This is a genomic window from Burkholderia sp. AU33423 (assembly GCF_002223135.1).
Taxonomy (GTDB): Bacteria; Pseudomonadota; Gammaproteobacteria; order Burkholderiales; family Burkholderiaceae; genus Burkholderia; species Burkholderia lata_D.
This window is the reverse complement of sequence record NZ_NKFH01000005.1, coordinates 647,692-668,661: the sequence shown is the minus strand read 5'-3', so window position 1 is coordinate 668,661 and position 20,970 is coordinate 647,692. Positions and strand designations below refer to the sequence as shown.

General features: G+C 66.6%; 22 protein-coding genes and 1 tRNA gene. 5 read left to right on the top strand and 18 right to left on the bottom strand.

Annotated features, from left to right (window positions below):
* Nucleotides 1–67: 67 nt before the first annotated feature.
* The 7 genes from pth to CFB50_RS15570 all read right to left on the bottom strand — a co-directional run bounded on the left by pth (nucleotide 68) and on the right by CFB50_RS15570 (nucleotide 6,038).
* Nucleotides 68–667 (bottom strand): aminoacyl-tRNA hydrolase, encoded by a 600-nt coding sequence (gene pth / locus CFB50_RS15600; protein WP_006477776.1) that lies wholly within the window; start codon nucleotides 665–667, stop codon nucleotides 68–70.
* Between the two features lie 120 nt (nucleotides 668–787).
* Nucleotides 788–1,393 carry a 50S ribosomal protein L25/general stress protein Ctc gene (locus CFB50_RS15595; RefSeq protein ID WP_085042200.1) on the bottom strand — a complete coding sequence of 202 codons (606 nt, stop codon included), beginning with the start codon at nucleotides 1,391–1,393 and terminating at the stop codon, nucleotides 788–790.
* A gap of 161 nt (nucleotides 1,394–1,554) precedes the next feature.
* Nucleotides 1,555–2,511: a ribose-phosphate pyrophosphokinase gene (locus CFB50_RS15590; protein WP_069248896.1), complete on the bottom strand. Its 957-nt coding sequence runs from the start codon at nucleotides 2,509–2,511 to the stop codon at nucleotides 1,555–1,557.
* 44 nt (nucleotides 2,512–2,555) lie between these two features.
* Nucleotides 2,556–2,632 (bottom strand) — tRNA-Gln (locus tag CFB50_RS15585).
* Nucleotides 2,633–2,687: 55 nt separating this feature from the next.
* Nucleotides 2,688–3,569 (bottom strand): 4-(cytidine 5'-diphospho)-2-C-methyl-D-erythritol kinase, encoded by an 882-nt coding sequence (gene ispE, locus CFB50_RS15580; protein ID WP_089446448.1) that lies wholly within the window; start codon nucleotides 3,567–3,569, stop codon nucleotides 2,688–2,690.
* A gap of 25 nt (nucleotides 3,570–3,594) precedes the next feature.
* The gene (lolB, locus tag CFB50_RS15575) at nucleotides 3,595–4,215 is read right to left on the bottom strand and encodes a lipoprotein insertase outer membrane protein LolB (protein WP_089446447.1); all 621 of its coding nucleotides are present in this window, start codon (nucleotides 4,213–4,215) and stop codon (nucleotides 3,595–3,597) included.
* Entirely contained in the window at nucleotides 4,215–6,038 is a 1,824-nt protein-coding gene (locus CFB50_RS15570) for a tetratricopeptide repeat protein (RefSeq protein WP_089446446.1), read from the bottom strand. The genes lolB and CFB50_RS15570 overlap by 1 nt, the downstream gene beginning before the upstream one ends.
* 86 nt (nucleotides 6,039–6,124) lie before the next feature.
* Here CFB50_RS15570 and mutM point away from each other — a divergent pair, with 86 nt between their 5' ends.
* Together mutM and mutY are read left to right on the top strand one after the other, a co-directional pair.
* Entirely contained in the window at nucleotides 6,125–6,952 is an 828-nt protein-coding gene (mutM, locus tag CFB50_RS15565) for a bifunctional DNA-formamidopyrimidine glycosylase/DNA-(apurinic or apyrimidinic site) lyase (protein ID WP_089446445.1), read from the top strand.
* A gap of 23 nt (nucleotides 6,953–6,975) precedes the next feature.
* Nucleotides 6,976–8,082 carry an A/G-specific adenine glycosylase gene (gene mutY / locus CFB50_RS15560; protein WP_089446444.1) on the top strand — a complete coding sequence of 369 codons (1,107 nt, stop codon included), beginning with the start codon at nucleotides 6,976–6,978 and terminating at the stop codon, nucleotides 8,080–8,082.
* A gap of 215 nt (nucleotides 8,083–8,297) precedes the next feature.
* Here the strand turns inward: mutY and CFB50_RS15555 are convergent, their stop codons facing one another.
* The 11 genes from CFB50_RS15555 to kdsD form a co-directional block, all read right to left on the bottom strand.
* Nucleotides 8,298–8,933: an LON peptidase substrate-binding domain-containing protein gene (locus CFB50_RS15555; protein ID WP_089446443.1), complete on the bottom strand. Its 636-nt coding sequence runs from the start codon at nucleotides 8,931–8,933 to the stop codon at nucleotides 8,298–8,300.
* A 29-nt stretch (nucleotides 8,934–8,962) separates the two neighbouring features.
* Nucleotides 8,963–9,871: an RNase adapter RapZ gene (gene rapZ / locus CFB50_RS15550; protein ID WP_069248889.1), complete on the bottom strand. Its 909-nt coding sequence runs from the start codon at nucleotides 9,869–9,871 to the stop codon at nucleotides 8,963–8,965.
* 75 nt (nucleotides 9,872–9,946) lie between these two features.
* Nucleotides 9,947–10,915, bottom strand: a complete 969-nt coding sequence (hprK, locus tag CFB50_RS15545; protein ID WP_011353227.1) for an HPr(Ser) kinase/phosphatase — start codon at nucleotides 10,913–10,915, stop codon at nucleotides 9,947–9,949.
* Nucleotides 10,916–11,044: 129 nt separating this feature from the next.
* Nucleotides 11,045–11,584: a PTS sugar transporter subunit IIA gene (locus CFB50_RS15540; protein WP_011546240.1), complete on the bottom strand. Its 540-nt coding sequence runs from the start codon at nucleotides 11,582–11,584 to the stop codon at nucleotides 11,045–11,047.
* Nucleotides 11,585–11,750: 166 nt separating this feature from the next.
* The gene (gene hpf, locus CFB50_RS15535; protein WP_006477786.1) at nucleotides 11,751–12,110 is read right to left on the bottom strand and encodes a ribosome hibernation-promoting factor, HPF/YfiA family; all 360 of its coding nucleotides are present in this window, start codon (nucleotides 12,108–12,110) and stop codon (nucleotides 11,751–11,753) included.
* Between the two features lie 159 nt (nucleotides 12,111–12,269).
* Nucleotides 12,270–13,775 (bottom strand): RNA polymerase factor sigma-54, encoded by a 1,506-nt coding sequence (locus tag CFB50_RS15530; RefSeq protein WP_089446442.1) that lies wholly within the window; start codon nucleotides 13,773–13,775, stop codon nucleotides 12,270–12,272.
* Nucleotides 13,776–13,934: 159 nt separating this feature from the next.
* A complete protein-coding gene (lptB, locus tag CFB50_RS15525; protein WP_011353224.1) occupies nucleotides 13,935–14,711 on the bottom strand; it encodes an LPS export ABC transporter ATP-binding protein in 777 nt (258 codons plus the stop codon).
* Nucleotides 14,708–15,373 carry a lipopolysaccharide transport periplasmic protein LptA gene (gene lptA / locus CFB50_RS15520; protein ID WP_069248887.1) on the bottom strand — a complete coding sequence of 222 codons (666 nt, stop codon included), beginning with the start codon at nucleotides 15,371–15,373 and terminating at the stop codon, nucleotides 14,708–14,710. Before lptA ends, lptB begins: the two co-directional genes overlap by 4 nt.
* A 20-nt stretch (nucleotides 15,374–15,393) precedes the next feature.
* Complete coding sequence (gene lptC / locus CFB50_RS15515; RefSeq protein ID WP_089446441.1) at nucleotides 15,394–16,008, bottom strand: LPS export ABC transporter periplasmic protein LptC; 615 nt, start codon at nucleotides 16,006–16,008, stop codon at nucleotides 15,394–15,396.
* Nucleotides 16,009–16,011: 3 nt separating this feature from the next.
* Nucleotides 16,012–16,548: a KdsC family phosphatase gene (locus CFB50_RS15510; protein WP_089446440.1), complete on the bottom strand. Its 537-nt coding sequence runs from the start codon at nucleotides 16,546–16,548 to the stop codon at nucleotides 16,012–16,014.
* Nucleotides 16,548–17,531 carry an arabinose 5-phosphate isomerase KdsD gene (kdsD, locus tag CFB50_RS15505; RefSeq protein ID WP_089446439.1) on the bottom strand — a complete coding sequence of 328 codons (984 nt, stop codon included), beginning with the start codon at nucleotides 17,529–17,531 and terminating at the stop codon, nucleotides 16,548–16,550. Before kdsD ends, CFB50_RS15510 begins: the two co-directional genes overlap by 1 nt.
* Nucleotides 17,532–17,656: 125 nt before the next feature.
* Between kdsD and CFB50_RS15500 the strand changes: the two genes are divergently transcribed.
* The 3 genes from CFB50_RS15500 to CFB50_RS15490 all read left to right on the top strand — a co-directional run bounded on the left by CFB50_RS15500 (nucleotide 17,657) and on the right by CFB50_RS15490 (nucleotide 20,970).
* Nucleotides 17,657–19,663, top strand: coding sequence for a monovalent cation:proton antiporter family protein (locus tag CFB50_RS15500; RefSeq protein WP_089446438.1), 2,007 nt, complete (start codon nucleotides 17,657–17,659; stop codon nucleotides 19,661–19,663).
* Between the two features lie 82 nt (nucleotides 19,664–19,745).
* Nucleotides 19,746–20,312 (top strand): adenine phosphoribosyltransferase, encoded by a 567-nt coding sequence (locus tag CFB50_RS15495; protein WP_069257596.1) that lies wholly within the window; start codon nucleotides 19,746–19,748, stop codon nucleotides 20,310–20,312.
* Nucleotides 20,313–20,355: 43 nt separating this feature from the next.
* On the top strand, nucleotides 20,356–20,970 hold the full coding sequence (locus tag CFB50_RS15490; protein WP_089446437.1) for a LysE family translocator: 615 nt from the start codon (nucleotides 20,356–20,358) through the stop codon (nucleotides 20,968–20,970).

Sequence of the window (20,970 nt, the reverse complement as noted above, 5' to 3'; positions counted from 1 at the left end):
AGGGTGGGGCGGGCGGGGCCGCCCGGTGGCGCCGGACGGCTCGATGCACCGGAGCGGTGCGATGCGGTCAGTTGCGATGCAGCTGCATCGTCGCGCGGTCGAGTTCGCCCTTGACGACCATCGGCATCACGGCGAGCGCGCGTTCGATCGACGCGTCGATCACGTCCTGTTCCTCGCGGCGCGGCGGTTTCAGCACGAAGTTCGCGACATCGGGCTTCGCGCCGGCGCGCGCGCTTTCCGGAATCAGGTCGCGCGGATGGCCGATGCCGATCCGCAGCCGCCAGTACTGCTGCGACGACAGGTGTGCGGTGATGTCCTTCAGGCCGTTGTGGCCGCCGCTGCCGCCACCGAGCTTCAGCTTCACGGTGCCGGGCGGCAGGTCGAGCTCGTCGTGCGCGACGAGGATCTGGTCGGGCAGGATCTTGAAGAATTGCGCGAGCGCGACGACCGACTGGCCGGAACGGTTCATGTAGGTTTGCGGCTCGAGCAGGTGGACTTCTTCGCCGTGCAGGCGCGCTTTCGCGTAGAAGCCATGGAAGCGGCGCTCGTCGCGCAGCGTCGTGCCGGCTTCGCGGGCGAGCTGGTCGATCAGCCAGAAGCCGGCGTTGTGGCGCGTCGCGGTGTATTCCGCCCCGGGATTGCCGAGGCCGACGATCAGTTTGATCATGACGTTTCGAAGGCGGCAACGGCCGCCTGGCGCAGAAAAAGAAAAACCCGCCGGGCAAGCCGCGGCGGGTTGCGTCGACCGTTTCGTGAAACGGATCGATGGGGCGCGTTGGCAGCCCGCTTAGGCAGCCGGCGTTTCGCCTTCTGCTGCGTCCGACACGGCACCAGCCGGGACCGTCGCCGATGCGACAACCGGGTTTTCCGCGTCGATGTGTGCGACCAGCGCGACGCCCTTCGGCAGCGTGATGTCCTTCGCGTGCAGCGATTGACCGGCTTCGATCTTCGACAGGTCGACTTCGAGGAACTCCGGCAGGTCAGCCGGCAGGCACTCGATTTCGATTTCCGTCGCGACGTGCGAAACGATCGCGCTCGACAGCTTCACGGCCGGGCTGATTTCAGCGTTCAGGAAGTGCAGCGGAGCCTTCGTGTGCAGCTTCTTCTTCGCGTCAACGCGTTGGAAGTCCACGTGCAGCACCAGTTGCTTGAACGGGTGGTATTGCACGTCGCGCAGCAGAACCTGTTGCGACTGGCCAGCCACTTCGAGGTCGAGGATCGACGAGTGGAAAGCTTCCTTCTTCAGGGCGTGCCACAGGGCGTTGTGATCGAGTTCGATCTTTTGCGGGGCTGCTTCGCCACCGTAAACGATACCCGTGGTCTTACCAGCGTTGCGCAGGCGGCGGCTCGCACCCGTACCTTGCTCTTGGCGCTCGAAAGCGACGACTTTCATGTGATTCTCCAATAGCTGCCCGCGACCAGGCAGTAAAACGGGGCCGTCAGACTGCGGCCCCCGATGAAACGGACAGGGTTTCGTCTATCCCGTCCGATTGTGCAAAAAGCGAAGCGTTGCCGCTTCGCTTTCTGCGCATGCTTTGTTCAGTCGATTCGCGATCAGGATTCCGCGAACAGCGACATCACCGAGTCGCCGCGGCGGATCCGCGAGAACGTTTCGGCCAGCAGGCTCGCGCTCGTCAGCGAACGGATCTTCGAGCAGCCGAGCGATTCGGCGGACAGCGGGATCGTGTCGGTGACAACCAGCTCGTCAAGCGCCGATGCGGCGATGCGATCAGCTGCGCCACCCGACAGCACCGGGTGCGTCGCGTACGCGAAGACCTGCTTCGCGCCGCGCTCTTTCAGCACTTGCGCGGCCTTGCAGAGCGTGCCTGCCGTATCGACCATGTCGTCCATGATCACGCAGGTGCGGCCTTCGACTTCACCGATGATGTTCATCACTTCGGAGACGTTCGCCTTCGGGCGACGCTTGTCGATGATCGCGAGATCGCAGTTGAGCTGCTTCGCGAGTGCCCGGGCACGCACCACGCCGCCGACGTCCGGCGACACGACGAGCAGATCCGGGTAGTTCTGCTTGCGCAGGTCACCCAGCAGGATCGGCGTTGCGTAGATGTTGTCGACCGGGATGTCGAAGAAGCCTTGAATCTGGTCGGCGTGCAGATCCATCGTGATGATCCGCTCGACGCCGGCGATTTCCAGCATGTTCGCGACGACCTTCGCCGAGATCGCGACGCGCGCCGAACGCGGGCGGCGATCCTGACGGGCGTAACCGAAGTAGGGGATGGCTGCAGTGATCCGGCCGGCGGATGCGCGCTTGAGCGCATCGACCATGATCATCAGTTCCATCAGGTTGTCGTTCGCCGGTGCGCACGTGGATTGCAGGACGAAGACGTCCTTGCCACGCACGTTTTCCTGGATCTCGACCTGGATCTCGCCGTCGGAGAAACGGCTGACCATTGCTTTGCCGAGGGGAATTCCAAGGATATTGACGACTTCCTGGGCGAGCGCGGGATTCGCGTTGCCAGTAAAAACCATCAGGCCGTCATGGCTGCTCATCGTGCACCTGCTTCGGGCTTAGGCGGGAAATGCGGGAAAATTTTTGGCAGGGGAGGAAGGACTCGAACCCTCGCATGCCGGAATCAAAATCCGGTGCCTTGACCAACTTGGCGACTCCCCTACACTCAACTGATAACTTCACCGAACTTGTGTAGGCCGTTCGGCAAAGTAAAACTTCATGACGCGAAAGCGAAGAGCGGATGCTCGTTCAGGCTCTCGGCAACTGCACCGTTCCAACCGGTGGGCAGCTTGGCTTGCGCCGCTTCTGCCTCATGCTTGCTGCGAAACGCTGCAAACACGCTTGCTCCGGAGCCGGTCATCCTCGCGGGGGTCACATCATACAACCATTTGACCACCTGCGCAACTTCCGCGTACTTACTTGTCACAACTTGCTGCATATCGTTCCGACCGAAACTATCTGGCCATCCCGCGTCGCTGCTTTGCTGTGCAAGAAAGTCCGTAATTGTGACGCGCTTCGAATCTCTTGTCAACAACTCATCTGAAAATATTTCAGCGGTTGGGACGTGAACGCGGGGCGTTACAACCAAGAACCAGCGAGTCGGCAATTGTACCTCAGCTAATTCTTCTCCGATACCCTCTGCGAACGCATTTTTTCCAAAAATAAAAAACGGGACGTCTGCGCCGAGTTTTACCGCGAGCGACTGGAGCTCGGCGCGCGGCAGGTCGAGTTCCCACAGGCGGTTCAGCGCGAGCAGCGTCGTCGCCGCGTCGGAGCTGCCGCCGCCGAGGCCGGCCCCCATCGGCAGGCACTTGTCGATCTCGATGTCGACACCGTGCGTGGTGCCCGTATGCGCTTTCAGCAGGTTGGCTGCGCGCACGACGAGATCGCTTTCCTCGGGCACGCCGGGCACGTCGGTCACGCGCGCGACGCGGCCGTCGTCGCGTAGCGTGAAGTGCAGCGTGTCGCCCCAGTTCAGTAACTGGAACACGCTCTGCAGATCGTGATAGCCGTTCGGACGGCGGCCGGTGATGTGCAGGAACAGGTTGAGTTTCGCGGGCGCAAGGCAGTTGCGCAGCGAGCGGGTCGAATCGGTCATGCGTATGTCTGGGCTGGGCGGGTGCTCACTGATCGAGCACGAGCTTGATGTCGAGCGGCGGTGTCGCGCGCACGAGGTTGACGCGTTTGACGCCCGTGGCCGGGGCATCCGCGTAGGCAAGGTAGTCGATCGTCCAGCCGTCCTGGCGGATCTGCTTGACGCGCGTACCGTCGGCCGGATCGCGCACCGTCTGCGCAGGCGTGGCGGGCGCGGCGGTCGGCAGCAGCCAGTAGCGCAGGCCCGCGAGCGGCAGTTCGAAACCGAGTGTTTTCTGCATCAGGTCGCCGACGTCGGGCGCATATTGGGTCGGGCGGTTCGGCAATTCGAGCGATGCCGCCTGCGGCGTCGACTTCACGACCGCGAGCGTCTGGCCGAGCGGGCTGCGCAGCTCGAGCGACACATCGTTGCCGTGCTCCTGCCAGTCGAAGTTGCCGTACACGTTCTGCGGATTGCCGAGACGGTCGTCGTACCGCACCGCGAAGCGGCCATGGTAAGCGTGCGTTGCGGCAGTCTGCAGCGCCGCGCCGGTCGGCGCGCTGGCCGACGGCGGCGTGCTCGCGCAGCCCGCGAGCACGAGCGCCGCGCCGGCTGCGGCCAGCGTGCGCTGCGCGCGGAAGGACAGGGAAAACGTCGGGAACATCTGCATCAGAGACCGTTGATCTGGAGGCGTTTCAGCGTCTGCACGAGCGTGTCGTTGTCCGGCTCAAGCTTCTGCGCGTCACGCCATGCGGAACGCGCATCGTCCTGCGCGCCGCTCTTCCACAGCACTTCGCCGAGATGCGCGCCGATCTCGGCGTTCGGCTGCAGTTCGTACGCACGCCGCAGCACCTTCGCCGCGCCGGCCGTATCGCCCATCCGGTACTTCACCCAGCCGAGGCTGTCCATGATGTACGCGTCGTTCGGCGCGAGCGTCATCGCCTTGTCGATCAGCTTGCTGGCTTCGGGAAGCCGCTGGTTGCGGTCGGCGAGCGAATAGCCGAGTGCGTTGTACGCCTGCGGATTGTCGGGCTGCGTGCGGATCAGCTCGCGCAGCTGCTTTTCCATCGTCGTGTAGTGGCCGGTCTTTTCGGCCGCCATCGCGTAGTCGTAGCGCAGGTCGGGATCGTCGGGGAAGTCCTGGACCGCCTGCCCGAGCCGTGCCTCGGCCTCCGGATAGCGCTTCGCGGTGAACAGGATCGACGCGTCGGTGCGTGCGACCACGGCCGCATCGCGCGGATCCGTGATCGGCAGGTCGTCGAGCACCTTGCGCGCCTCGTCGGTCTTGCCCTGTTTCTGCAGCAGCTGCGCGCGCGTGATCTGCGCGGGGAGGTAGTGCTGGCTCGTCTGGTCGACCTTGTCGAGCCACTGCGACGCCTGCGCGTCGTTGTTCTGGTCGATCGCGATCTGCGCGAGGTAGATGTAGCCCTGCCCGACGTCGAGGTTCGGCTGCTTGTCGCCAAGCTGGACGTACTGCTTCAGGAAGACGGTCGCTTCGTCGAGCTTCTTCTGCTGGATCTTGATCAGCGCGAGCGCCATCAGCGGCGTCGGATCCTTCGCGTCGAGCTTGCGCATCGTCTCGAACTGCTTCTGCGCGTCATCGAGGCGATCGTCGGCGAGATAGAGCTGCGACAGCGCGAGCCGCGCATCGCGCGACTTCGGATTCTGCTGAACATACTTCTCGAACGACACGATGCCCGCCGCGCGTTCCGCCGGCCCCATCTGCGACAGCATCAAGGCTGCCGGCAGGTAGTCGGGGCGGAGCTGCAGCGCCTGCTTCAGCGATTGCGCGGCGCCGTCCTTGTCGTCGACCGCGAGCTGCTGGCGCGCGATCGCGAGCTGGGCTTCGGGCCGGTTCAGGTCGTTCTTCAGCATGTCCTTCAGCACCGCGAGGCCGCCGACGCGGTCGGAGCCGCGCACGAGCAGCGCCTGCAGCGCGAGGATCGCCGGGCCGCGCGTCTCGCCGGTCGCCCGGGCCAGCTCGCGCGCGAGCATCGGCTGCGCGTCGGCCGGCTTGCCGGCGAGCACCAGCAGCGCGGCATCGACCTGCGATGCGCGATTCGAATCGGGTGCGTACTGGCGCCACAGGTTCGCGGCGGACAGCGCGTCGGCCGGGCTCTGCGCGCCGAGCGCGATCTCGGTCGCGCGCTGCGCCATGCGCGGATCGCGCGTGTCGCGGGCGAGCGCGAGGTAGGTCTGGTAGGCCGGCGCGGGTTGGTTACGCTGCAGCGCGACCTCGGCGGCGAGCACCTGGTAGACGATCTGGCTCGTCAGCGGAACACCGGGGAGATCCTTTTTCTCGTCCGGCATCACATGCTCGAACGCGCCCTGCGACTCCGCGTCGTCCGATGCCGGATCCTGCGCGTGAGCCGGGAAGGCGGTGAGGGTCCAGGCGGCAAACAGCGCGGCGCCGAGTGCACGGCGGACCGGGAAGGCGCGCGCGCCGCGCACGGCGGCGGGGCGCTTCTGAAGCAGCTTCGAGGGCAGAGTCATGGAAATCCGTTCGATGTTTCAACCGATTGTAACGCGCTCGCTACAATACACGCACGATCGTGAATCCAGTCTCAGACCCGCAAACAATGCCAGAGTTGCCAGAAGTCGAAGTCACGCGCCGGGGCATCGAGCCCTTTGTCGCGGGCCGCCGCGTCGAGCGTGTCGACGTCCGTACCGAGATGCTGCGCTGGCCCGTGCCGGCCGGGCTTGCCGAGCAGTTGCGCGCGCGCGAAGTGCTCGCCGTCGAGCGCCGCGGCAAGTATCTGCTGTTCGAGGTCGACGCGGGCTGGTTCATCGTCCACCTCGGCATGACGGGCACGCTGCGCGTGCTGCCCGCGGCCGGCGTGCCGGTCGCCGCGAAGCATGACCACATCGACTGGATCTTCGACGAATTCGTGCTGCGGTTCCGCGATCCGCGCCGCTTCGGCGCGGTGCTGTGGCACCCGCGCGAAGCGGGCGACGTGCATGCGCATCCGCTCCTCGCGAGCCTCGGCGTCGAACCGTTCTCGCCGGCGTTCACCGGCGCGCTGCTGCACGCGCGCACGCGCGGGCGCACCGTGTCGGTCAAGCAGGCGCTGCTCGCGGGCGACATGGTCGTCGGCGTCGGCAACATCTATGCGTCGGAGAGCCTGTTTCGCGCCGGCATCCGGCCGACGACGGCCGCCGGCAAGGTGTCGCTGCCGCGCTACGAGCGGCTGGCCGACGCCGTGCGCGCGACGCTGGCCGACGCGATCGAGCGCGGCGGCAGCACATTGCGCGATTTTGTCGGCAGCAACGGCGAAAGCGGCTATTTCCAGCTCGACTGCTTCGTCTACGACCGTGCGGGCCAGCCATGCCGCGTATGCAACACGCCGATCCGCCAGATCGTGCAGGGTCAGCGGTCGACCTATTTCTGCCCGACCTGCCAGCGTTGAAACCTTTTCCACGATTAGATAACTTGAAGCCGCCCCGCATCGCCCCCGCTCCGTTCCCCGTCACGCCGCTGCATCGCTCGTTCGCCACGCGCCTGGTCGCGTGGCAGCGCGAGCATGGCCGCCACGACCTGCCGTGGCAGAACACCCGTGATCCGTACCGGATCTGGCTGTCGGAAATCATGCTGCAGCAGACGCAGGTATCGACCGTCATCCCGTATTACACGCGCTTTCTCGAACGCTACCCCGACGTCGCCGCGCTCGCGGCCGCGCCGACCGACGACGTGATGGCGCTGTGGGCCGGGCTCGGCTACTACTCTCGCGCCCGTAACTTGCATCGCTGCGCGCAGGTCGTCGTCGCCGAGCACGGCGGGGCATTTCCGGCGACGCCTGACGCGCTGGCCGAACTGCCGGGCATCGGCCGTTCGACGGCCGCGGCGATCGCGTCGTTCGCGTACGGCGCGCGCGCGACGATCCTCGACGGCAACGTGAAGCGCGTGCTTGCGCGGGTGTTCGGCGTCGAAGGCTTCCCGGGCGAGAAGCGCGTCGAGAACGACATGTGGGCGCTCGCCGAATCGCTGTTGCCCGACGCCGCGAACGCGGCTGACGTGAGTGCGTATACGCAGGGCCTGATGGATCTCGGCGCGACGCTGTGCGTGCGCGGCAAGCCCGATTGCGCACGCTGCCCGTTCGCGGGCGACTGCGTCGCGCAATCGACGGGCCGCCAGCGCGAACTGCCGGCCGCGCGGCCGAAGAAGGCCGTGCCGACCCGCAAGACCTGGATGCTCGTGCTGCGTGACGGTGACGCCGTGCTGCTTGAGCGGCGGCCGCCGACCGGCATCTGGGGCGGGCTGTGGAGCCTGCCGCAAGCGGACGGCGACGCCGCGGTCGCGGAGCTCGCGCGTGGCTTCGGCGGCGGCGGCACGGTGCCGCTCGCGCCGCTCACACACACGTTCACGCATTTCCGGCTCGAGATCGAGCCGCGGCTGAGCGACATGGCCGACGGTGGCGGCCTGCCTTCGGGCGCGCGGGACGCGGACACCGCCTGGGTGCCGCTGAGCCGGCTCGACGCGTATGGCGTGCCGGCGCCCGTGCGCAAGCTGCTCGATGCGCTGAGCGGGCCGCTGCTGTAACGGAGGGGGAGGGGCGCGGCGCATGCCGCGTTTTCAGGGAAACGTCGGACGCTCGTGGCTTTTCGTCCCGACGGAAGTCCCCCGAGGCGGCCTGACGCGAAGTGGCGGTTCGGGGCGCTGCGGAAAACGCCGGCCCGCCTTTTCGCCCGGAAGGAAGCCCCTCGTGGGACGCCATCACCCGGATGGCTCGGGCAAAGCGACAGGTTCCGAGCGTGCTATAACCAGCCGTGCCGGTCCAGCACGTGGTGCACGGCATCGATGCGCGCGCCGACGTCCGGAAACTCCATCAGCTTCTGCCGCGCGCGCAGGTCGAGCGGCAGCAGTTCCGCGAGCCGGTTCGACACCCAGCTCGGATCGTCGAGGCGGAACGGTTCGCAGAACGGCATTTTCTCGGGATCGGACTTCTTCAGCGCGTCGATGATGCGCTCGAGCACCTCGGCGCACGAGCCGAACTGTGCGAGTGACTGCTCGCCTTCGAGCGGGATGTCGTCGGGCAGCGGCTCCGCGATGCCGACCAGCAGCCCGTTGCCTTCGACGCGATACGACAGCAGCTCGAAACGCTGCGTGCCGACCGCCTGCAGGTACAGCATGCCGAATTCACCGGTATCGCACTCGGTGATGCGCGCCATGCAGCCGATGGTCTCGGGTACCGACACGGCGCCGTCCTGCGCGACTTCCGGCCCGCTCTTCAGCAGGCACACGCCGAACGGTGCGTCGTCGCGCAGGCACGCGCGGGCCATGTCGAGATAGCGCGCCTCGAACACCTTGAGCGGGAGCAGGCCCCCCGGAAACAGCACCGTATGCAGCGGAAACAGCGGCAGGTCGATCAGGGTGGTCGATAGGGAGGACATGGGGCGCGCGGGCGTTGGGGCGGGCGTCGCTAGGGTCGGTCGACCTCGGAGACGAGCCGCGACGACGCGTCGACATCCACTGGCGCGTCACGATGCCGCACGATCACGTTCGCGTCGTGCGCAAGGCGCGCGGCGAGCGTTTCCGCGATGAACACCGACCGATGCTGCCCGCCCGTGCAGCCGATGGCGACGGTCAGGTAGCTGCGGTTGTCATCGCGGAAGTGCGGCAGCCATTTCATCAGGAACGCATGGATGTCGTCGATCATCTGGTGGACGATCGGCAGTGCGTCGAGAAAGGCGATGACCGGCTGGTCGAGCCCGGTGAGCGGGCGCAACTGGTGGTCGTAGTACGGATTCGGCAGCGCGCGCACGTCGAACATCAGGTCGGCGTCGAGCGGCACGCCGCGCTTGAAGCCGAACGATTCGAACATCACCATCAGGTCGTTGTTCTTCTGCTCGATGAAGCGCTTGACCCACGTCCGCAGCGCGTTCGCGCGCAGCGTGCTGGTGTCGATCTGGTGGCCGAATTCGGCGAGCGGCGCGACGAGGTGGCGTTCGCGCTCGATCGCCTCCTCGAGCGACGACAGCAGGCCGACGTCCGCATCGTGCGACAGCGAGCCGGACAGCGGATGGCGGCGGCGCGTCTCGGAGAAGCGCTGGATCAGCGCCTGGGTGCTCGCATTGAGGAACAGCACGCGCACGTCGTGCTCGCGCGACAGATCGCGGATCAGGCCGGGCATTTCGTCGAGCGACGCGCTCGAGCGCGCGTCGATCGCGACCGCGAGCCGGCGCTTGCCATCCTCGGCGAGGTAGCGGGCGAGTTCGGGGAGCACGTGCGGCGGCAGGTTGTCGACGCAGTAATAGCCTGCGTCTTCGAGCGCGTTCAGCGCGACGGACTTGCCTGAGCCGGAGATGCCGGTGATGAGGACGATGCGCATGGGAAGCAGAGAATCCTGACGTTTCATCATAGCACCGGCTCGACGCGTCGGCGTTGCGTGGCCGGCGCGTGCGGGTTACACCAGTTTGCCGGGGAACTGACTGTCGGGATCTTGCATCGCGAGTCGTTGCCGATCCATGAAATCGCGCAATGTGTCGATTCCGCGCAACTGCAGGATCGTGTTCCGGACGGCCGCCTCGACGAGCACCGCGAGGTTGCGGCCGGCCGCCACCTGGATCGTGACCTTGCTGATCGGCAGGCCGAGCACGTCGACGGTCTGGCTTTCGAGCGGCAGGCGCTGGAATTCGCCGTCGGGGCGCCGCACGAGCTGGACGATCAGCTTCAGCTTCATTTTCCGCCGCACGGCGGTTTCGCCGAAGATCGTCTTGATGTCGAGCAGGCCGAGGCCGCGCACTTCGAGCAGGTTCTGCAGCAGCGGCGGGCAGCGCCCTTCGACGAAATCGGGGCCAAGTCGGACGAAGTCGACCGCGTCGTCGGCGACGAGGCCGTGGCCGCGGCTGATCAGCTCGAGGCCGAGCTCGCTCTTGCCGAGGCCCGAATCGCCGGTCAGCAGCACACCCATCCCGAGGATGTCGATGAACACGCCGTGCAGCGTCGCGCGCGGTGCGAGGATGCGCGACATGTAGAGCCGCAGGCTGTCGATCACCGCGGCGGCCGACATCGGCGTGGTGAACAACGGGGTCGACGAGCGCGTACAGCGCAGCACGAGTTCGGGCGGCGCCGCGGCACCGCCGGCGACGACGAGGAACGGCGGTTCGAGCGCGATCAGCTCGGCCATGTGGCGCGAGCGGTCTTCGTCGGTTTGCCGCTGGTAGTAGTCGATTTCGGCTTCGCCGAGCACCTGGATCCGGTTCGGGTGGATCAGGTTCAGGTGGCCGACGAGGTCGGCGCTCGAGGTTGCATTGCCGACGGTGTCGGCCGAAAAGCCGCGCTCCCAGCCTTCATGCCCCGTCAGCCAGCTCAGTTTCAGCGTGGCCGCGTTGTCGTCGAAGATGCTCTGGGCGTTGATGCTGGACGTATCCATGACTCTCGTCACTCCAATGGGCCGGTGCGTGCGCGCGGCGACGGACGTCGCCATGCCGGGCCGGCGCCGGGCGGCCCTGAACGGCGGCGTGTGCCGCCGCGTACGGGAAAATATTCCGCCCGGATCAACTCAAGGTTGCCACTGAGTGAGCAGGCGATGCAACTCGGCGATATCCGTTTCGTTGTGCAGACGCTCGCGCGCGTCGCGATCGGACAGCAGTTGCGCGATTTCCGACAGGATCTCGAGATGCTGCTGGGTGGCTTGCTCGGGCACGAGCAGGAAGATCAGGAGGCCGACCGGCTGGCCGTCGGGGGCTTCGAACGGGATCGCATCGGCGAGCCGGACGAACGCGGCGAGCGGGTGCTTGAGGCCCTTGATGCGGCCGTGCGGAATCGCGACACCTTCGCCGAGCCCGGTCGAACCGAGGCGCTCGCGCGCGAACAGGTTGTCCGTGACGGTGCTGCGGCCGATGCCGTTCTGATTCTCGAACATCAGCCCGGCTTGTTCGAAGACGCGTTTCTTGCTGGTGACCGAGAGGTCGATGACGACGTTCTCTATGGGCAGGATTTTGGCTAGGCGATTCATGTTGGCAGGCGATTGGGCGGCCTGGGGTCTCCTTGCGGCGGCGGACTGATTTTCCATGTTCGGCGATATCAAGGCATGTGGCATGGCAACGTGCAACGCAGCTACCGCATCCAACACCCCCGGCGATAACCGGAACATTATAGAGCACAGCCGCGTGCATGGCGCAGCACGGACGGACCGGTTGCACCTGCGTGCCGAGTGGCAAAAAAAACGCCCGGCGAACCGGGCGGCGTGCGTGTTGCGTTGACGATTACTGCGGCGGCAGTTCGATCTGGTCGATCGACGGTTGCAGCTTGATCGGGTCGTGCGCGTGCGTTTGCAGGCGCTCCATGTGCTTGACGACCTGGCGATCCAGCTTGTCGATCAGCAGATCGATCGCTGCATACAGGTTACCGTTCGCGCTTTCGACGAAGATGTCCTTGCCCTTCAGGTGCAGGTTGATTTCCGCGCGCTGCTGCTTGTCCTTTTCCTTGTGGTTGTCGACCGAGAGGATCACAGTGCCATCGATCACCTGATCGCTATGCCGTAGCACCCGGTCCAGCTTGGTGATCACGTATTCGCGAATTGCAGGCGTGACTTCGAGATGATGTCCACTGATCTTCAGGTTCATAGTGCTTCTCCAAGCGAGTGACCACCCGGCCGCATCGAGGCGGCGCTCCGGTCGACTTGCCCGTGCCGCACGAAGGCGGCGTATCGTGGACAGGTCGCCCGGCCTGTTCCCCGTGTGCGCGGTGGTCGGGACACGCCTGCCGCCGGGCAGGCAGCAGGCTTAAAGAGACTTGCGCAGATTCACTGCCGGGATCTTGAGGGCTTCGCGATATTTCGCAACCGTGCGGCGCGCGACCACGAAACCCTGTTCTGCCAGCAGCTCGGCAATGCGGCTGTCCGAAAGTGGCGATTTTGGGTCTTCAGCTCCTATCAGTTGCTTGATGAGGGCTCGGATGGCTGTCGACGAAGCGGCGCCTCCGGTGTCGGTCGAGACGTGAGATCCGAAGAAGTACTTAAATTCAAGCGTCCCGAACGGGGTCAGCATGTACTTCCCGGTTGTCACACGGCTGACAGTCGACTCGTGTAGGCCCAGCGTATCAGCTATTTCCCGCAAAACCAAGGGGCGCATGGCAATTTCACCGTGCGCAAAGAAGTTCTTTTGACGCTCGACAATGGCCTGCGCGACACGCAGGATCGTGTCGAAACGCTGCTGGATGTTCTTGATCAGCCAGCGTGCTTCCTGGAGCTGCTGCTTGAGCGAACCGGCCGCCGGATCGCCGCGGCTGTTGCGCAGGATGTTCGCGTAGAGGCTGTTGATCCGCAGGCGCGGCATGACCTCCGGATTGAGCTCCGCGAGCCATCCCTGGCCGGCCTTCTTCACGATGATGTCGGGCACGACGTAGTCGGCCTCGGCCTTGCCGTACGCGGCGCCGGGGAACGGCTCCAGCGAGCGGATCAGCGTGTGCGCGTCGCGCAGCGCGTCGTCGCTCGCCTTCAGGTGCTTGCGCAGCCGCGTGAAGTCGCGGGCGGCGAGCAGTTCGAGATGCTGCGACACGATCTCGAGTGCGAGCGTGCGTGTCGGGGACGGATCGAGGCGCAGCAACTGCAGCTTCAGGCATTCGGATGCCGAACGGGCACCGACCCCGGCCGGATCGAAGCTATGCAGCAGTGCGAGCGCCGCGTTCAGTTCGTCGCAGTCGATCTCCAGCTCGGGCGGCAGGTCGGCGAGTACTTCATCGAGCGTGGCGGTCAGGTAGCCGTCGTCGTCGAGCGATTCGATCAGGAACATGACGAGCGCGCGATCGCGCGGGCCGGCCTGCGTGACGCGCAACTGCGCGGACAGGTGGTCGCGCAGCGACGTCGCCGCTTCCTGCACCTGCAGCGGCGGGAGGTCGTCGTCGTCGGATGCGCCGCTCGAGCGGCCGTATTCGTCGAGGTTCCACTGCGGGCCGTCGTTGCCGTCGCCGGATGCATAACCGTCGTATTCGTCCGCGCCGGCCGGCTCGTCGCGCTCGGCACGATCGCTCGACGAACTGCTGCCGTTGGTCGCAGCGGGCTCGGTGTTCTGCGCGGGAGGCGTCTGCGCGATCAACGATCCGTCCGCAGCGACACGCAGCGGGCTCGCGATCCATTCGTCGTCGTTCTCGAGCAGCGGGTTCTGTGCGACGGCCATCGCGACTTCCTGCTGCAATTCGAGCGTCGACAACTGCAGGAGCCGGATCGACTGCTGTAGCTGGGGCGTCAGCGCCAGATGTTGCGACAGGCGGAGTTGAAGGCTGGCTTTCATGGCAAGGAGGGAGTCATACCGGCAGTTTGCCACGACCCAGGCGCGTTGAGCCATCCGCGATTACGCGCGGCGCGCCGCCCGGCCGCGGGCATGGCCGCGAAGCGGGGCGCGGCCCCGCGCGGCGACGCCGGGCGGGGTGCAGCCAGCCACGAGGAGGAGTTACATCCGGAAGTGTTCGCCGAGGTACACGCGGCGTACGCTTTCGTTTTCGATGATTTCGCTCGGCGCACCGGCGGCGAGCACCGAGCCGTCGCTGATGATGTAGGCGTGGTCGCAGATGCCGAGCGTTTCGCGGACGTTGTGATCGGTAATCAGCACGCCGATGTTGCGCTGTTTCAGGAACTTGACGATCTTCTGGATCTCGAGCACCGCGATCGGGTCGACGCCGGCGAACGGTTCGTCGAGCAGGATGAAGTTCGGGTTGGTGGCCAGCGCGCGCGCGATTTCGACCCGGCGCCGCTCGCCGCCCGACAGCGACAGCGCGGGGTTCTCGCGCAGGTGGCCGATCTGCAGCTCGTCGAGCAGCGCTTCGGCGCGCGACGAGATCGCGTCCTTCGACAGCCGCTTGCCGTCTTCGCCGTGCTGCAGCTCGAGCACCGCGCGGATGTTCTCCTCGACGGTCAGCTTGCGGAACACGGACGCTTCCTGCGGCAGGTACGACAGGCCGAGCGACGCACGCTTGTGGATCGGCAGCAGGCTGATCGAGCTGCCGTTCAGCGAGATCTCGCCCGCATCGAGCGGCACCAGGCCGACGATCATGTAGAACGACGTGGTCTTGCCGGCGCCGTTCGGGCCGAGCAGGCCGACGACTTCGCCGCTCTTCACGTCGAGCGACACGTCCTTGACGACCGTGCGCGAGCCGTAGCGCTTCTTCAGGTTGCGGACGACGAGCGAGCTCGTCGTGCCGGCCGGCTGGCGGTTCGGTAGCGCGTTCATTGGCCCGGCGCCCCCTGGATCGTGGTCGACGGCGACAGCTTTGCCGGCGCGCCGTTCAGCGGCGCGGGGCCGCCGTTCTTCGGCGACAGCATCGCGCGCACGCGGCCGTTCGGGTTGCCCGGCGCGGCGACGTCCTTGCCGCCCTTCGCGGTGTAGAAGTCGCGCTGGCCGTCGTACGTGATCACGCTGCCGTGCACGGTATCGGCGATGGTCGACGTACCCTGCAGTCGGCGCACGGTCGCGGCGGTGGTCAGCGTGGTCAGGTCCTGCTTGCCGTCGTAGTCGATGCGCTCGGCGTCGCCGTCGATGTACTCGTCGAGGCCTTCGCGCTTCTGGCGGAACGTCGCGTGCTTCTTGCCGCTGCCGAACGAAGTGGCGTACTGATAGCCTTCCGGGTCCTGGCGCACTTCGACGCGATCGCCCTTGATGATGATCGTGCCCTTCGTGATCACGACGTTGCCGGTTGCGACCGTGACCTGCTTCAGGTCGTCATAGGTCAGGTTGTCGGCCTCGACGTTGATCGGCTTGCTTTGGTCGGCCTTCTCGGCATGGGCGAGCGGCGCCAGCCCGATGAGCGGGAGCGCCACGAGCGTCGCGGCAAGCGCGGCGCGGACGGCGCGCGCAGCGCCGCCGGAAATCTGTCGAGGGAACGATTCGTTCATGCAGTCACGTGAGGGATGCGTCACTTGGGTTGACCTTTCGAGCCGCCGGACGTGTCCTGCGCGGCGATCGTGCCGCGCACGTTGCCGTAAAGCTCGATGACCCGGGTGACGTTGTTGTACTTCATGCCGTCGGTCGCGTTGACGAGCGACAGGCCGCGCTGAAGTTTAACCGGCTTTTCGGTCTGGATCACATCGTCATTGACGAAGATCCGGAAATGCTGGGAATCAGCCTGCATCTGCGGATCGCCGCCACCGGCCGCGCGCAGGATGCGCGCGTCGTCGTACAAGTCGACGATCGACACGTCGCCGTTGACGGTGCCGCGCTTCGAGGTGGTCGTCACGACCGGCTTGCCGGGTTGGAACGCGCGCATGGCCGGAGCGGTCAGGTCGCTGTCTTCGGTGTCTTCGTAATGGATCAGCTTCGCGGCCGTCAACCGGTACTGGGTCGTGCCGGACTGGTCGAGCTCGGTGACCGAGAAGTTGTCCGCGAAATAGTCGGGCGTATGGCGCTTCGGCTGCACGGTGCCCTCGCCGGGCGGCGGCAGCGTGGCCTGCAGCAGCCACCAGGTGACGCCCGCGAGCGCGGCGACCGCGGCGAGCGGCAGCAACTGGGTCCAGCGGAAATGCGTGTTCATCCGTCAGGCTCCGCAGGCGGCTGCGAGCAGCGCGTCGTAGCGGCGCTGCGCGCGCAGGATCGCGTCGCAGGCTTCGCGGACGGCGCCGTGGCCGCCGCGGGCCTCGGCCACCCAGTGCGCGCGGGCGATCACCTCGGGGTGCGCGTTCGCGGGCGCAGTCGCGAAGCCGCAGCGCAGCATCACGGGCAGGTCGGGCCAGTCGTCGCCCATGTAGCCGCACTGGTCGGCGGTGAGGCCGAGCGAGGCGATCAGGTCGGTGAACACGGTGAGCTTGTTCTCGACGCCCTGGAACAGGTGCGCGATCTTCATTTCCTTCGCGCGCGCCGCGACGATCTCCGAGCGGCGGCCCGTGATGATCGCGGTCGCGATGCCGGCTTCGCCGAGCAGTTTCACGCCGTGACCGTCGAGCGAATTGAACGACTTCATCGCGTCGCCGGCCGCGGTAAACAGCAGGCCGCCGTCGGTCAGCACACCGTCGACGTCGAAAATCATCAGCTTCACGCGGCTCGCGCGTTCGGCCGCAGTCAGCGCTGCGCTCATCAGATCACCTTCTTCGAAAACAGGTCGTGCATGTTCAGCGCGCCGATCAGCACGCCGTCGGCATCGACCACCAGCATCTGGTTGATCCGGTGGCGCTCCATCAGTTCCACGGCCTCGACCGCGAGGTGATCCGGTGCAACCGTGCGCGGGTCGCGCGTCATCACGTCGGTGATCGGCAGCGTGCGGAAGTCGCCGTCGCGCGCGAGCACGCGGCGCAAGTCGCCATCGGTGAAGATGCCCGCGACCTTGCCGTCGGCATCGACCACGGCGGTCATGCCGAGGCGCTTCGCGGTGATCTGGAACAGGGCGTCCGACAGCGTCGCGTCGAGCCCGACGGACGGGACGTCGTCGCCCGAGCGCATCACGTCGCGCACGTAGGTGAGCAGGCGCCGGCCGAGTGCGCCACCCGGGTGCGAGCGCGCGAAGTCTTCGGAGCCGAAGCCGCGTGCGTCGAGCACCGCCACGGCGAGCGCGTCGCCGAGCGCGAGCGCGGCGGTCGTGCTCGCGGTGGGCGCGAGGTTCATCGGGCAGGCCTCTTTCGAGACCGCGGCGTTCAGGTTCACGTCGGCGAGCGTGCCGAGGCTCGACCCCGCGCGGCCCGTGATCGCGATCAGCTTCGCGCCGATCCGCTTCACGAGCGGCAGGATCGCCACGAGTTCCTCGGATTCGCCGGAATAGGAGATGCCGATGAAGACGTCGTCGGAGGTGACCATCCCGAGGTCGCCGTGGCTGGCCTCGGCAGGGTGGACGAAGAAGGCCGGCGTGCCGGTGCTGGCCAGCGTGGCCGCGATCTTGCGGGCGATATGCCCCGATTTGCCGATACCGGACACCACCACGCGGCCGCGGCAGCCGAGCAGCAGCGCGACGGCCTGGACGAAGCCGCCGTCGAGCTGGTCGCGCAGCGCGCGCACGGCGTCCGCCTCGATGTCGAGCACGTCGCGGGCGAGCGCGAGCGCCCGGTCATCATTGATTTTCGCTATCATGCGCGGAGTATAGCAAAGGCGTTTGTTCGCCGCGCCGGGCCTTCGGACTCGTCCGAGGTCGCCTGACCACCGCCACCACCCGCGCCCGCATTGCCGTGGCCCCGACGAACGAGGACGCTTCGCCCGTGATTTCCCCGCTCGAAATGACCCTGCTGCTGCTGCTGGCCTCAGTGGTGGGCGTCGTCGTATTCCGTTCGTTGAACCTGCCGCCGATGCTCGGCTACCTGACCGTCGGCATCCTGGTCGGCCCGCATGCGTTCGGCATCGCGGCGGATCTGGAACGGGCCGAGCATCTCGCGGAATTCGGCGTGGTGTTCCTGATGTTTTCGATCGGCCTCGAGTTCTCGCTGGCGAAGCTGAGGGCGATGCAGCGGCTCGTGTTCGGGCTCGGGCTGCTGCAGGTCGTCGCGACGCTCGTGCTCGCGCTCGTGCTGGGCATGCTGTTCGAGCACTGGGTGCACATCACGTGGCAGGGCAGCATCGCGCTCGGCGGCGCGCTGGCGATGTCGTCGACGGCGATCGTGTCGAAGATGCTCGCCGAGCGGCTCGAGATCGAGACCGAGCACGGCCGCAACATCTTCGGCGTGCTGCTGTTCCAGGATCTCGCGGTGGTGCCCCTGCTGATCGTGATCGCCGCGTTCGGCGCCGAATCGTCGAAGGACCTCGCGATCACGCTCGGCTTCGCGGCCGTCAAGATCGTGATCGCGCTCACGCTGCTGCTGGTCATCGGCCAGCGCTTCATGACGCGCTGGCTCAACGTCGTCGCGCGGCGCCGCTCGCAGGAACTGTTCGTGCTGAACCTGCTGCTCGTCACGCTCGGCGCCGCGTTCATCACCGACCGCTTCGGCCTGTCGCTCGCGCTCGGCGCGTTCATCGCGGGGATGCTGATCTCCGAGACGCCGTTCCGCCATCAGGTGGAGGAGGACATCAAGCCGTTCCGCGACGTGCTGCTCGGCCTGTTCTTCGTGACGACCGGGATGCTGCTCGACCCGCGTGTGATCTGGGAGCACCCGTTGCTCGTGCTCGGTTTCTTCGTCGGGCAGATCCTGTTCAAGGCGACGATGATCGCCGGGCTCGCGCGGTTGTTCGGCGCGACACCGGGCGTCGCGATGCGTACGGGCATCGGGCTCGCGCAGGCCGGCGAATTCGGCTTCGTGCTGCTGAACCTGATCCTCGATCGGCATCTCGTCGATTCGACGCTGCTGCAGGCGATCCTCGCGTCGATGCTGCTGTCGATGCTCGCGGCGCCGTTCCTGATCCAGAACGCCGACCGGATCGTGATGCGGCTGTCGTCGACCGAATGGATGCAGCAGTCGCTGCAGATGACGCGGATCGCGACGCAAAGCCTCAAGCAGCGCGGCCACGTGATCATCTGCGGCTACGGCCGTGCAGGGCAGAACCTGGCGCGGATGCTCGAACAGGAAGGTATTTCGTACGTCGCGCTCGACCTCGACCCCGATCGCGTGAGCGCGGCCGCGGCGGCCGGCGAATCGGTCGTGTTCGGCGACGCGGCGCGCCGCGAGTCGCTGCTCGCGGCCGGTATCCACCGCGCGGCGGCGGTGGCGATCACCTACGCGAACACGCCGTCCGCGCTGCGCGTGCTGCATCACGTGCACGAACTCGAGCCGACGCTGCCGGCGATCGTGCGCACCGTCGACGATGCCGATCTCGAGAAGCTGCTCGCGGCCGGCGCGACCGAGGTGATTCCGGAGATCGTCGAGGGCAGCCTGATGCTCGCGTCGCATACGCTGGTGCTGGTCGGCGTGCCGATGCGCAAGGTCGTGCGGCGCGTCGAGGAAATGCGCGACGAACGCTACAGCCTGCTGCGCGGCTATTTTCGCGGCGCGGACGACGCGGACGACGACGACCACGAGCAGGTGCGGCTACAATCGGTGCCGGTCGATGCGCGCGCGGACGCGGTCGGGCGTTCGCTGGAAGAACTGGGGCTGTATGCACTCGGGCTCGAAGTCACGGCGATTCGCCGGCACGGCATCCGCGGCGTCGAACCCGATCCGCAAACCAAGCTGCGCGCGAGCGACATCGTCGTGCTGCGCGGGCTGCCCGAGGCGCTCGCGCTCGCGGAGGAGCGGCTGTCGCGCCATCGGCGCGAACCGCCAGCCGCGGCCGCGTGAGCGGCGCCTGGTTTGATAACCTGACCCGTATTTATTCGAAACGGTGCCCGATCTTCGCGCACCGTTTTTTTCGGAGAGTTTCATGCCGCATTCGTCGTCGGGCGCACCGCTCGATCCGGTCGCCTTCATCCACAGCCAGATCCGCACGGTGCCCGACTGGCCGCAGCCGGGCGTGATGTTCCGCGACATCACGACGCTGCTGCAGAGCCCGAAGGCGCTGCGCATCCTCGTCGACCTGTTCGTCGAGCGCTATGTCGATGCGAAGCTCGACTATGTCGCGGGCCTCGATGCACGCGGCTTCATCATCGCGCCGATCGTCGCGTACGAACTGAGCGTCGGCTTCGTGCCGATCCGCAAGGTCGGCAAGCTGCCGTACAAGACGCGCTCGGAATCGTACGACCTCGAATACGGCAGCGCGACGGTCGAGATCCACGAAGATGCGTGCAAGCCCGGCGATCGCGTGATCATCATGGACGACCTGATCGCGACCGGCGGCACGATGATGGCGGGGCGCAACCTGCTGCAGCGGCTCGGCGCGGAGGTCGTCGAAGGCGCGGCGATCATCGATCTGCCCGATCTCGGCGGCTCGGCGCTGCTGCGCAATGCGGGACTGCCGGTTTATACCGTCACCGAATTCGCCGGCCACTGAACGCCGGCCAGCCTGAGCTTCCACGTTACGCAGCGAGGTCACGATGCCCAACTTCATGCTGTTTCTCGCCACGTCGATCGCGATCACGTTCGCGCCGGGGCCCGACAACCTGCAGGTGCTCGCACGCGGCATCTCGCAGGGCCGCGCGGCCGGCTTCGTCGCCGCGCTCGGCTTCACGGCCGGGATCCTGTTCCACACGACGCTCGCGGCGCTCGGCGTCGCGGCCGTGCTGCGTTCGTCGCCGGTCGCGTTCCAGATCCTGAAGCTCGCGGGCGCCGCATACCTCGTGTGGATCGGCATCAAGGCGCTGCGCAGCCAGGGACTCTCGAATGCGCATGCGCGCCCGCCGCAGCCGCTCGGCACGATCTTCCGGCAGAGCGTGATCGGCAATCTGATGAACCCGAAGGTCACGCTGTTCTTCGTCGTGTTCCTGCCGCAGTTCGTCGATCCGCACGGCGCGCAGAGCGTGACGCTGCAGATGTTCGAACTCGGCGCGCTGTTCATGCTGCAGACGGCCGCGGTCTTCTCGCTGTTCGGCGTCGGCGCGGGCATGATCGGCGCGTGGCTGAAGCGCCGCCCGAAGGCCGGCGTGTGGCTCGACCGGATCGCCGGCGCGACGTTCATCGCGATCGGCATCCGCGTGGCGCTGGAGGACTGA